The organism is Streptomyces sp. NPDC048417 (assembly GCF_040651615.1).
Taxonomy (GTDB): domain Bacteria; phylum Actinomycetota; class Actinomycetes; order Streptomycetales; family Streptomycetaceae; genus Streptomyces.
Genome location: NZ_JBEZKI010000073.1, coordinates 1 through 11,195, shown reverse-complemented (window position 1 = coordinate 11,195; position 11,195 = coordinate 1). Strand labels below are relative to the sequence as shown.

11 protein-coding genes are annotated in these 11,195 nt (G+C 69.2%); 3 read left to right on the top strand and 8 right to left on the bottom strand.

The genetic code is table 11. From position 1 onward, the window contains the following. Window positions 1-151: 151 nt before the first annotated feature. From AB0D59_RS50815 to thyX, 3 genes are all read right to left on the bottom strand, one after another. Window positions 152-1,837: a ribonuclease J gene (locus tag AB0D59_RS50815; RefSeq protein ID WP_362579955.1), complete on the bottom strand. Its 1,686-nt coding sequence runs from the start codon at window positions 1,835-1,837 to the stop codon at window positions 152-154. Window positions 1,838-1,993: 156 nt separating this feature from the next. Then, window positions 1,994-2,893, bottom strand: coding sequence for a 4-hydroxy-tetrahydrodipicolinate synthase (gene dapA, locus AB0D59_RS50810; protein WP_362579952.1), 900 nt, complete (start codon window positions 2,891-2,893; stop codon window positions 1,994-1,996). A 259-nt stretch (window positions 2,894-3,152) separates the two neighbouring features. Then, window positions 3,153-3,893: an FAD-dependent thymidylate synthase gene (gene thyX / locus AB0D59_RS50805; RefSeq protein WP_362579949.1), complete on the bottom strand. Its 741-nt coding sequence runs from the start codon at window positions 3,891-3,893 to the stop codon at window positions 3,153-3,155. 222 nt (window positions 3,894-4,115) lie between these two features. Between thyX and AB0D59_RS50800 the strand changes: the two genes are divergently transcribed. Continuing rightward, the gene (locus AB0D59_RS50800) at window positions 4,116-4,379 is read left to right on the top strand and encodes a hypothetical protein (RefSeq protein ID WP_362579946.1); all 264 of its coding nucleotides are present in this window, start codon (window positions 4,116-4,118) and stop codon (window positions 4,377-4,379) included. A gap of 90 nt (window positions 4,380-4,469) precedes the next feature. Then, window positions 4,470-5,024, top strand: a complete 555-nt coding sequence (locus AB0D59_RS50795; RefSeq protein WP_362579943.1) for a hypothetical protein — start codon at window positions 4,470-4,472, stop codon at window positions 5,022-5,024. Window positions 5,025-5,100: 76 nt separating this feature from the next. On the opposite strand, the gene AB0D59_RS50790 is transcribed toward AB0D59_RS50795, so the two are convergent. From AB0D59_RS50790 to rpsO, 5 genes are all read right to left on the bottom strand, one after another. Next, the gene (locus AB0D59_RS50790; protein ID WP_362579941.1) at window positions 5,101-5,553 is read right to left on the bottom strand and encodes a hypothetical protein; all 453 of its coding nucleotides are present in this window, start codon (window positions 5,551-5,553) and stop codon (window positions 5,101-5,103) included. 15 nt (window positions 5,554-5,568) lie between these two features. Beyond that, window positions 5,569-6,321: a 4-hydroxy-tetrahydrodipicolinate reductase gene (gene dapB / locus AB0D59_RS50785; RefSeq protein WP_362579939.1), complete on the bottom strand. Its 753-nt coding sequence runs from the start codon at window positions 6,319-6,321 to the stop codon at window positions 5,569-5,571. A gap of 26 nt (window positions 6,322-6,347) precedes the next feature. Beyond that, window positions 6,348-7,727 carry a pitrilysin family protein gene (locus AB0D59_RS50780; RefSeq protein ID WP_362579936.1) on the bottom strand — a complete coding sequence of 460 codons (1,380 nt, stop codon included), beginning with the start codon at window positions 7,725-7,727 and terminating at the stop codon, window positions 6,348-6,350. After that, a complete protein-coding gene (locus AB0D59_RS50775; RefSeq protein WP_362579933.1) occupies window positions 7,724-9,949 on the bottom strand; it encodes a polyribonucleotide nucleotidyltransferase in 2,226 nt (741 codons plus the stop codon). The genes AB0D59_RS50780 and AB0D59_RS50775 overlap by 4 nt, the downstream gene beginning before the upstream one ends. A gap of 341 nt (window positions 9,950-10,290) precedes the next feature. Then, the gene (gene rpsO, locus AB0D59_RS50770) at window positions 10,291-10,578 is read right to left on the bottom strand and encodes a 30S ribosomal protein S15 (RefSeq protein WP_089098391.1); all 288 of its coding nucleotides are present in this window, start codon (window positions 10,576-10,578) and stop codon (window positions 10,291-10,293) included. A gap of 282 nt (window positions 10,579-10,860) precedes the next feature. Here rpsO and AB0D59_RS50765 point away from each other — a divergent pair, with 282 nt between their 5' ends. Beyond that, window positions 10,861-11,154 (top strand): DUF397 domain-containing protein, encoded by a 294-nt coding sequence (locus AB0D59_RS50765; protein WP_362579929.1) that lies wholly within the window; start codon window positions 10,861-10,863, stop codon window positions 11,152-11,154. The last annotated feature ends 41 nt before the right edge of the window (window positions 11,155-11,195 follow it).

Here is an 11,195-nt window from a genome sequence, read left to right as displayed (position 1 = left end):
GGGGGGTCTCCGTCCCGTCCGTCCCGCGGGGGGGGGCCGCGGGGGGGGGCGTCCTCCTTCGCGGGGGGGGGGGCGCCCCGCCCCTCCCCCGCCCCCCCCCCCCGCTCCATGTCCGCGCGTACGAGAGGCCGTTCGTGGCCCCGAACGCGGGTCAGACCTCCACGACGACCGGGAGGATCATCGGCCTGCGGCGATACGTGTCCGAGACCCACTTACCGAGGGTCCGGCGGATGAGTTGCTGCAGCTGGTGGGGCTCCACGACCCCGTCCTGGGCCGAGCGTTCCAGGACCTCCGAGATCTTCGGGACGACGGCCGCGAACGCCGAGTCGTCGATGCCGGAGCCGCGGGCCTGGATGTGCGGGCCGCCCGTGATCTTGCCGGTGGAGGAGTCGACCACGACGAAGACCGAGATGATGCCCTCGTCGCCGAGGATCTTGCGGTCCTTCAGGGCCGGCTCGCCGACATCGCCGACGGAGAGACCGTCGACGTACACATAGCCCGCCTGGACCTTGCCGGAGATCTTGGCCTTGCCCTCGACCAGGTCGACGACCACGCCGTCCTCGGCGATGACGATGCGGTCGTGCGGGATGCCCGTCAGGGCGCCGAGTTCGGCGTTGGCACGCAGATGGCGCCATTCACCGTGCACCGGCATCAGGTTCTTCGGCCGGCAGATGTTGTAGAAGTACAGCAGTTCACCGGCGGAGGCATGCCCGGAAACATGCACCTTGGCGTTGCCCTTGTGGATGACGTTGGCACCCCAGCGGGTCAGGCCGTTGATGACGCGGTAGACCGCGTTCTCGTTTCCGGGGATCAGGGACGAGGCCAGGATGACCGTGTCGCCGTCGACGATACGGATCTGGTGGTCGCGGTTGGCCATCCGGGACAGGGCGGCCATCGGTTCGCCCTGGGAGCCCGTGCAGACCAAGACCACCTGGCTGTCCGGGAGGTCGTCGAGCGTCTTGACGTCGACGACGAGGCCCGGCGGGACCTTGAGGTAGCCCAGGTCCCGGGCGATGCCCATGTTCCGGACCATGGAACGGCCGACGAAGGCGACCCGGCGGCCGTACTCGTGGGCCGCGTCCAGAATCTGCTGGATGCGGTGGACATGGCTGGCGAAGCTCGCCACGATGATCCGCTTTCGGGCTCCGGCGAAGACCTGGCGCAGGACGTTCGAGATGTCACGCTCGGGCGGGACGAAGCCCGGGACCTCGGCGTTCGTCGAGTCGGCCAGAAGAAGGTCGATGCCTTCCTCGCTCAGCCGTGCGAACGCGTGCAGATCCGTCAGACGGTTGTCCAGCGGGAGCTGGTCCATCTTGAAGTCGCCGGTGTGCACCGCCATCCCGGCCGGGGTGCGGATGGCCACGGCCAGGGCGTCCGGGATGGAATGGTTGACGGCGACGAACTCGCAGTCGAAGGGGCCGATGCGCTCGCGCTGCCCCTCGGCCACTTCCAGGGTGTACGGGCGGATGCGGTGCTCCTGGAGCTTCGCCTCGATGAGGGCGAGGGTCAGCTTGGAGCCGATGAGCGGGATGTCCGGCTTCTCGCGGAGCAGGAAGGGGACGCCGCCGATGTGGTCTTCGTGGCCGTGGGTGAGGACGATGCCCTCGATGTCGTCGAGACGGTCCCGGACGGACGTGAAGTCCGGCAGGATCAGGTCGATTCCGGGCTGCTCCTCCTCGGGGAAGAGCACCCCGCAGTCAACGATCAGCAGACGGCCGCCGTACTCGAAGACGGTCATGTTTCGGCCGATCTCGCCGAGCCCGCCGAGCGGGGTGACGCGCAGGGCGCCTTCGGGGAGCTGGGGCGGCGGGCCGAGTTCAGGATGCGGATGACTCAAAAGACTCTCCTCACCACCCACGCCACGTACCGGTCGGGCACGTGGCGTGGATGACGTTCGTGCATAAGCAGTTGTCGTTGTGGGATGCGGGCACCGGCGTCCCGCCGTATTCAGTTGTTAAGCCTTGCTACGCGGACGTCCGCGTGAAGTCTGTTGTCAGAGCTGTACCCCGCCGGCAGCAAGATCGATCTTGAGCTGGGCGATCTCCTCGGCCGAACATTCGACCATGGGGGCGCGCAGCGGCCCGGCGGGCAGCCCCTGGAGGGTCAGCGCGGCCTTGGTCGTCATGACGCCCTGGGTGCGGAACATGCCGGTGTAGACCGGGAGCAGCTTCTGGTGGATCTCCATGGCCTTCTGTACGTCACCGGAGGTGAAGGCCTCGACGAGGGCCCTGAGGTCCGGGGTGACCACATGGCCCACGACCGAGACGAAGCCGACGGCGCCCACGGAGAGCAGCGGCAGGTTGAGCATGTCGTCGCCGGAGTACCAGGCGAGGCCGGACCGGGCGATGGCCCAGCTCGCGCGGCCGAGGTCGCCCTTGGCGTCCTTGTTGGCGACGATCCTCGGGTGCTCGGCCAGGCGGACGAACGTCTCGGTGTTGATCGGTACGCCGCTGCGGCCGGGGATGTCATAGAGAATGACGGGCAGCCCGGTGGCGTCGGCCACCGTCGTGAAGTGCCGGTACAGGCCCTCCTGCGGGGGCTTGTTGTAGTACGGCGTGACGACCAGCAGGCCGTGCGCGCCGTCGCGCTCGGCCTGGCGGGCCAGCTCGATGCTGTGGTGGGTGTCGTTGGTGCCGACTCCGGCCACGATGTGGGCGCGGTCGCCGACCGCCTCCAGTACGGCTCGTACCAGCTCCGATTTCTCCGCGTCGCTGGTGGTGGGCGACTCACCGGTGGTGCCGTTGATGATCAGGCCGTCGTTGCCTGCGTCCACCAGGTGGGTTGCGAGCCGCTGCGCGCCGTCGAGGTCGAGTGCGCCGTCCGCCGTGAAGGGCGTGACCATGGCGGTGAGGACCCGCCCGAAGGGGGTCTGCGGAGTGGAGGTCGGAGCCATGGGTTACACGCTACTCGGTGCTCACGGCGCGGTCTGCCCTTGGGGTGCGGGGAAAGTCCGGACAAATGCGGAGCCCGGCACTGCCTGCTCGGGGGTTCAAGCAGTGCCGGGTCCGTTTGATCAGGCTAGATGAACTTCGCTTAATGCCGCAATACGGACACCTCGCCCGGCTGATCCGTACATCTGTGCCGAGCACGACAAGACGCACGACAGATCGCGCACCAAAACGCACCGCGAGACGCACGGCAGAACGGCCTGGTTACGGCGCGACTCGGCCGTTGCCGTTGAAGGCGGCGTGGGTGAGCGGCATGAGCCTGGCCCACTCCGCCTCCATCTTCTCGCCGACCATCTCGATCTCCCGCTGCGGGAAGGACGGCACCTTGGCCAGCTCGTGCTGGGTGCGCAGGCCGAGGAAGTGCATCAGCGAGCGGGCGTTGCAGGTGGCGTACATCGAGGAGAAGAGTCCGACGGGCAGCACCGCCCGGGCCACCTCGCGGGCGACACCGGCGGCGAGCATCTCCTGGTAGGCCTCGTACGCCTCGCGGTAGGAGTCCTCCATCACCCGGCCGACGAGCTCCTGCTGGGCCTGGGTGCCCTCGACGAAGACGTACTTGCCGGGGCGGCCTTCCTGGACGAGCCTGCGGGACTCGCCGGGGACGTAGAAGACGGGCTGGAGCTCGCGGTAGCGGCCGCTCTCCTCGTTGTAGGACCATCCCACCCGGTGCCGCATGAATTCGCGGAAGACGAAGATCGGCGCACTGATGAAGAAGGTCATCGAGTTGTGCTCGAAGGGGCTGCCGTGCCGGTCCCGCATCAGGTAGTTGATCAGACCCTTGGAACGCTCGGGGTCCTTGTTCAGCTCGTCCAGAGACTGCTCGCCGGCGGTGGAGACGCGGGCGGCCCACAGCACGTCGGAGTCGGCCGCGCTGTGCTTGACCAGCTCGACGGTGACATCGCTCCGGAAACTGGGCTTGAGGTCGTCGGCGGGGGTGTCGGTCACGGCTCGGAAGGTCCTTCCATCACGTCTCTCGGGCGGCGCCCACTCTACGGCCCGGCACCGACATCAGGGCGTTCGGTGCCGGGGCGCGACATCTTTGGCCAACTTCGGTGAAGTTCTGTGAATTCGGGGCAACCGGGCACCTATCGCTACGTTCGCTCGTCTGTGTTGGTGAGAGCGATTCGTTCGATCCCTTCCCGCAGTTCCAGAGAGGAGACGCCCCCGATGTTCCTCCCCCAGCTACCGCTGGGAGGTGCCCCCAGGCGCCAACCCGTACCGTTCGCCTTCATCGCCGAAGCCGACAAGTTCCGCAGCAATGTCGCTCCCCCGCCCCGTCAGCGGTCGTCCGTGAGTCAGATAGCCGGGCGCTGGCTGCTCGGACTGACCATCGTCGCCGGGATGGTGGGCTCACTGGTCCTGGGCATGCCGGCGCTGTCCACGCCGTCCGACACGGGGACCCAGCAGTCGCAGGCCTCTCAGGGGCACTGACTCTTCCGGCCCCCCGCGAGTGGTGAGCGGGGACACGGGCGGATAGCCTCACCGGGCACAGCCCATGCATGGATTGAGTGAGGACCAGCCGTGCCCCTGCCCTTCCTGATGGCCGACCGCACCGATGACGCGGCACTCGACAGCGCCCTGCCCTACGACGACCGGGACCGCTGGCGGCGCCCCTACCGGCCCGGGCCGTGGCGTGTGGGCGGGGCCGCCCTGTGGCTGCTGCTCGCCTCGTTCGTACTGTTCGCGGCGGTCGCGCTGGCCCTGACCGACTCGCTCTCCTCCGGTGGGGCGGTCCTCGGCATCGCCCTGCTGATCATCGCCGGCGCCCTGCGGATACTGCGCATGGGCGTGTGGGTGAGCGCGCGCGGGGTGCGCCAGGTCGGTCTGCTCTACACGCGGACGGTGCCCTGGAAGCGGGTCGTCTCGGTGCGCACGGCGCAGCAGCCGGTCCGCTGGCTGGGGCTGCCGCGCACGGTGCAGGGGCAGGCGCTGACGCTCGTACGCAAGGACAGGTCGTCGGACGGCATGGAGCCGTTGCTGACCACGCACGGGATGGACTTCCTGGGCCGGGCGTCGGCCTTCGACCGTGCCGCGGACGCGGTGGAGGCGTGGGCGGCGGAGTACGGGCGCGGCTGAGCGCCCTCCGGTGGCATACGGCAGGGGCCGGTCCGCGTGATGCGGACCGGCCCCTGCCGCGTGTGCGGGGTGCGGCTCAGGCCTCCAGCGGCCTGCCGTCGTGCAGGGCGATGGCACGCTGCATCGCCTTGCGGGCGCGCGGGGTGTCCCGGGCATCGTGGTAGGCGACGGCGAGCCGGAACCAGCTGCGCCAGTCGTCGGGGGCGGCCTCGGTCTCGGCCTTGCGCCTTGCGAAGACCTCGTCGGCGGAGTCCCGGTCGATGCGGCCGCCGGGGGTGCGCTTCAGTTCGTCCACGGGCAGGCCGCCCTCGGCGTCGAGTTCCGCGGCGAGGGCGTTGGCCCGGCGGACGAACTGGGTGTTCTTCCACAGGAACCACACGCCGATGACCGGCAGGATCAGCACCGCCACCCCGAAGGTGACGGTGAGGACCGTGCCGGTCTGGATGAGCATCACGCCCCGGCTGCCGACCAGGACGAAGTAGAAGACCAGTACGGCGGCCGTCAGGGCGTAGGAGAGCTTCGCGCGCATGTCAGAGGTCTCGTATCAGCCCAGGTCCAGGAAGTTTTCCAGGCCGAAGGTCAGGCCCGGAGCGGTGACCACGCGGCGGGCGCCGAGCAGGATGCCCGGCATGAAGCTGCTGTGGTGGAGGGAGTCGTGGCGGATGGTGAGGGTCTCGCCCTCGCCGCCGAGCAGGACCTCCTGGTGGGCCAGGAGACCGCGCAGGCGGACGGCGTGCACGGGGATTCCGTAGACGTCGGCGCCGCGCGCGCCGTCCAGCGCCGTCACCGTGGCGTCCGGGGCCGGGGCGGTGCCGGCCGCGCGGCGGGCCTCGGCGATGAGCTGGGCGGTGCGGGTGGCGGTGCCGGAGGGGGCGTCGGCCTTGTTCGGGTGGTGGAGTTCGACGACCTCCACGGATTCGAAGTAGGGCGCGGCGATCTGCGCGAACTTCATCGTCAGCACGGCGCCGATGGAGAAGTTCGGGGCGATGAGCACGCCGGTCTCCGGGGACTGGGCCAGCCAGCCCGTCAACTGCGCGAGGCGCTCGTCGGTCCAGCCGGTGGTGCCGACGACGGCGTGGATGCCGTGGCGCAGACAGAAGTCGAGGTTGCCCATCACCGAGGCGGGTGTGGTCAGTTCGACCGCGACCTGGGCGCCGGACTCGGCCAGCGCCTCCAGCTTGTCGCCCCGGCCGAGGGCGGCGACCAGCTCCATGTCCTCGGCGGTCTCGACCGCCTTGACCGCCTCGGAACCGATACGGCCCCGGGCGCCGAGGACCGCCACGCGCAGCTTGCTCATCTTCTTCGTTCCTTACCGGTGGTGTGTCAGGCGACGGCGTCGTGCAGGCGTGCGGCCTGTTTGTCCTTGAGCGGGCCGATGACCGACAGCGACGGGCGCTGTCCCAGGATGTCGCGGGCGACGGAACGGACCTCGTCCGGGGTCACCGCGGCTATCCGGGCCAGCATGTCGTCGACGGACATCTGCTCGCCCCAGCACAGCTCGCTCTTGCCGATACGGTTCATCAGCGCGCCGGTGTCCTCCAGGCCGAGCACCGTGGAGCCCTGGAGCTGGCCGATGGCGCGGCCGATCTCCTCGTCCGGCAGGCCGTGCTCGGCGACCTGGTCCAGTTCGTCCCGGCAGATCTTGAGGACGTCGTGGACCTGCGAGGGCCGGCAGCCGGCGTACACGCCGAACAGGCCGCAGTCGGCGAAGCCCGAGGTGTACGAGTACACGCTGTAGGCCAGGCCGCGCTTCTCGCGGACCTCCTGGAAGAGCCGGGAGGACATGCCTCCGCCGAGGGCGGTGTTGAGCACGCCGAGCGCCCAGCGGCGGTCGTCGGTGCGGGGCAGCCCGGGCATGCCGAGGACGACATGCGCCTGTTCGGTCTTGCGGCCGAGGAGTTCGACGCGGCCGGAGGTGCGGATGGTGCGGCTGCCCTCGCGCGGGCCGATGGGGGCCGCCTCGGCGGTCCGGAAGGCGCCGGCCTTCTCGAAGGCCGCGCGGACCTGTCGTACGACCTTGTTGTGGTCGATGTTGCCGGCCGCCGCGACCACCAGGTGGGTGGGGTCGTAGTGCTTCTTGTAGAAGCGGCGGATGCGGTCGGCGGTGAGGGCGTTGACCGTGTCGACCGTGCCGAGGACCGGGCGGCCGAGGGGGTTGTCGCCGAACATGGTGTGCGCGAACAGGTCGTGCACGCAGTCGCCGGGGTCGTCCTCGGTCATGGCGATCTCTTCGAGGATCGCGCCCCGCTCGACGTTGACGTCGTCCTCGAGGATGCGCGAGCCGGTCAGCATGTCGCAGACGACGTCGATGGCGAGCGGCAGGTCGGTGTCGAGCACGCGCGCGTAGTAGCACGTGTACTCCTTCGCCGTGAACGCGTTCATCTCACCGCCGACCGCGTCGATGGCGGAGGAGATGTCCAGGGCGGAGCGGCGCGTGGTGCCCTTGAAGAGCAGGTGCTCCAGGTAGTGCGTGGCGCCGTTCAGGGTCGGGGTCTCGTCGCGGGAGCCGACGTGGGCCCAGATTCCGAAGGTCGCGGAGCGTACCGAGGGCAGGGTCTCGGTGACGATGCGCAGGCCCCCGGGGAGGGTGGTCTTGCGGACCGTGCCGATGCCGTTCTCGCCCTTGATCAGGGTTTGGGTACGGGCGACGGCCCGCGCCTCCGAAGAGGTGCGGGCCGTCGTCGTGGAGCTGCTCGACGTCACTTGTCGGTGTCGTCCTTTGCGTCCTCGGAGGAAGCCTCTTCCTCGCCCTCGATCACGGGGATGAGGGAGAGCTTGCCGCGGGAGTCGATCTCGGCGATCTCGACCTGGACCTTGTGGCCCACGCCGAGGACGTCCTCGACGTTCTCCACGCGCTTGCCGCCGGCCAGCTTGCGGATCTGCGAGATGTGCAGCAGACCGTCCTTGCCGGGCAGCAGGGAGACGAACGCACCGAAGGTGGTCGTCTTCACGACCGTGCCCAGGTAGCGCTCGCCGACCTCGGGCATCGTCGGGTTGGCGATGCTGTTGATCGTGGCGCGGGCGGCCTCGGCGGACGGTCCGTCGACCGCGCCGATGTAGATCGTGCCGTCGTCCTCGATCGTGATGTCGGCGCCGGTGTCCTCCTGGATCTGGTTGATCATCTTGCCCTTGGGGCCGATGACCTCACCGATCTTGTCCACGGGGATCTTGACGGTGATGATCCGCGGGGCGTTCGGGGACATCTCGTCCGGCTTGTCGATCGCTTCCATCATCACGTCGAGGATGTGGAGGCGGGCGTCCCGGGCCTGCTTGAGGGCGGCGGCCAGGACGGAGGCCGGGATGCCGTCCAGCTTGGTGTCGAGCTGGAGGGCGGTGACGAACTCCTTGGTGCCGGCGACCTTGAAGTCCATGTCACCGAAGGCGTCCTCCGCACCGAGGATGTCGGTGAGGCTGACGTAGTGCGTCTCGCCGTCGATCTCCTGGGAGATCAGGCCCATGGCGATACCGGCGACCGGGGCCTTCAGCGGCACACCGGCGTTCAGCAGCGACATGGTGGAGGCGCAGACCGAGCCCATGGAGGTCGAGCCGTTCGAGCTGAGCGCCTCGGACACCTGGCGGATCGCGTAGGGGAACTCCTCGCGGGTCGGCAGGACCGGGACCAGGGCGCGCTCGGCGAGGGCGCCGTGGCCGATCTCGCGGCGCTTCGGGGAGCCGACGCGGCCGGTCTCGCCGGTGGAGTACGGCGGGAAGTTGTAGTTGTGCATGTAGCGCTTGCGGGTCACCGGGGAAAGGGTGTCCAGCTGCTGCTCCATCCGGAGCATGTTGAGGGTGGTGACGCCCAGGATCTGGGTCTCGCCACGCTCGAACACGGCGGAGCCGTGCACGCGCGGGATGGCCTCGACCTCGGCGGCCAGCGTGCGGATGTCGGTGACACCGCGGCCGTCGATGCGCTTCTTCTCCTTGATCACGCGCTCACGGACCAGCTGCTTGGTCAGCGAGCGGTACGCGGCGGAGATCTCCTTCTCGCGGCCCTCGAACTCCGGGAGCAGCTTCTCGGCGGCCAGGCCCTTGACGCGGTCCAGCTCGGCCTCGCGCTCCTGCTTGGCCGCGATGGTCAGCGCGGCGGCGAGCTCCGGGCGGACGGCGGCGGACAGCGCCTCCAGGATGTCGTCCTGGTAGTCGAGGAAGATCGGGAACTCGCCGGTCGGCTTGGCGGCTTTCGCGGCGAGGTCGGCCTGGGCCTTGCAGAGCACCTTGATGAAGGGCTTCGCGGCGTCCAGACCGGAGGCGACGACCTCCTCGGTCGGCGCCTCGGCGCCGCCCTGGACCAGCTGGATGGTCTTCTCGGTGGCCTCGGCCTCGACCATCATGATCGCGACGTCGCCATCCTCCAGGACACGACCGGCGACCACCATGTCGAAGACGGCGTCCTCGAGCTCGGTGTGCGTCGGGAACGCGACCCACTGGCCGTTGATCAGCGCGACGCGGACGCCGCCGATCGGGCCGGAGAAGGGCAGACCGGCCAGCTGGGTGGACGCGGACGCGGCGTTGATCGCGACGACGTCGTACAGGTGGTCGGGGTTGAGCGCCATGATGGTGGCGACGACCTGGATCTCGTTGCGCAGGCCCTTCTTGAAGGACGGGCGCAGCGGGCGGTCGATCAGGCGGCAGGTGAGGATGGCGTCCTCGGACGGCCGGCCCTCACGGCGGAAGAAGCTGCCGGGGATCTTGCCGGCGGCGTACATCCGCTCCTCGACGTCCACCGTGAGGGGGAAGAAGTCGAGCTGGTCCTTGGGGTTCTTGGAGGCGGTGGTGGCCGACAGCACCATGGTGTCGTCGTCCAGGTACGCCACGGCGGAGCCGGCGGCCTGCTTGGCCAGGCGGCCCGTCTCGAAGCGGATGGTGCGGGTGCCGAAGGTGCCGTTGTCAATGACGGCCTCGGCGTAGTGGGTCTCGTTCTCCACTAGCGTTTTCTCCGTTACTTGTCGTCTTTCGTCCCGCGCGGCCCGTGTGGCAGGGGGACGGTTACGGAGAAGCGCGCCGTGAGGTGCGGGCCGGTCTTCGATCGAAGCACCCGGGGCTCGCTTCCCCCCGGGGGCCACTACCGAGGACCGGCGGCGGCTTAGGTGCGCTTCTCCTCGTTCTGGGTCGTACGGCGTTGCTCTGTGCCGTACGTCGTTCTGTGTCGTGCGTATTGCGTTGTGCTACCACACTACAAAGCGTGAGTGACACTCCGCACGTTTCCGCACGTACGGCAAAGGGAGCGGCCCCGGGTGTCTCCGGGAACCGCTCCCTTCACGGCGTCTTACTTGGCGCCCGCCGCACCGCGGCGGATGCCCAGGCGGTCGACCAGCGCACGGAAGCGCTGGATGTCCTTCTTCGCCAGGTACTGCAGGAGGCGGCGGCGCTGACCGACCAGGATCAGCAGACCACGACGGGAGTGGTGGTCGTGCTTGTGGACCTTGAGGTGCTCCGTCAGGTCGGAGATCCGACGCGACAGCATGGCGACCTGGACCTCGGGGGAGCCGGTGTCGCCCTCCTTGGTACCGAACTCGGTGATGATCTGCTTCTTCGTAGCGGCGTCGAGCGACACGCGTACTCCTCGTAGTCCTTGAGTGGCCACCGAGTGCCCCCGGTCTTTATCTCGGGGGAGCTTCCGTTACTCGGGAGGCGGGGATCCGCTGGGCGCGGCCTCAGGGGTCCGCGGGGGACTCCGGGGGTGCGTACACAAACGGCCGTCGACCAGGGTACCAGTGCCGGAGTACAGGAATGTCCGGGACGGTCTCGGAGCGGGCGAGACAGCCGAAGACAGGGCGACCGCCAGTAGTGTGACCGTCACAGCATACGTACGTCGTCGGGAAGGGGTCGCCGCGGGATGAGCGAGACGGCTGAGGAGATGAAGGCACGCAAGGAGCGGGAACGGGACGAGCTCTACGCGCTCGACATCTCGGGCGTCGAGTGGCACTGCGCGCCCGGCACCGAGCAGGACGAGGAGCGGGTCGAGATCGCGTATCTGCCCGAGGGGGCCGTGGCCATGCGGTCGTCGCTCGATACGGACACCGTGCTGCGGTACACGGAGGCGGAGTGGCGGGCCTTCGTGCTGGGCGCCCGGGACGGTGAGTTCGACCTGGAGCCGAACGAGCGCAACGGCGGACTGGCCGCCCAGTGACCGACGGCCCGGTCGTGGGGCGGCACGCGCGCGTGCCGCCC

What these genes read in the sequence shown, in the direction of transcription:
- dapA (WP_362579952.1), bottom strand. Translation starts at nt 2,893, where the DNA reads ATGGCTCCGACCTCCACTCCGCAGACCCCCTTCGGGCGGGTCCTCACC.
- AB0D59_RS50800 (WP_362579946.1), top strand. Translation starts at nt 4,116, where the DNA reads ATGTTCCTCCCCCAGCTACCGCTGGGAGGTGCCCCCAGGCGCCAACCC.
- AB0D59_RS50790 (WP_362579941.1), bottom strand. Translation starts at nt 5,553, where the DNA reads ATGCGCGCGAAGCTCTCCTACGCCCTGACGGCCGCCGTACTGGTCTTC.
- dapB (WP_362579939.1), bottom strand. Translation starts at nt 6,321, where the DNA reads ATGAGCAAGCTGCGCGTGGCGGTCCTCGGCGCCCGGGGCCGTATCGGT.
- AB0D59_RS50765 (WP_362579929.1), top strand. Translation starts at nt 10,861, where the DNA reads ATGAGCGAGACGGCTGAGGAGATGAAGGCACGCAAGGAGCGGGAACGG.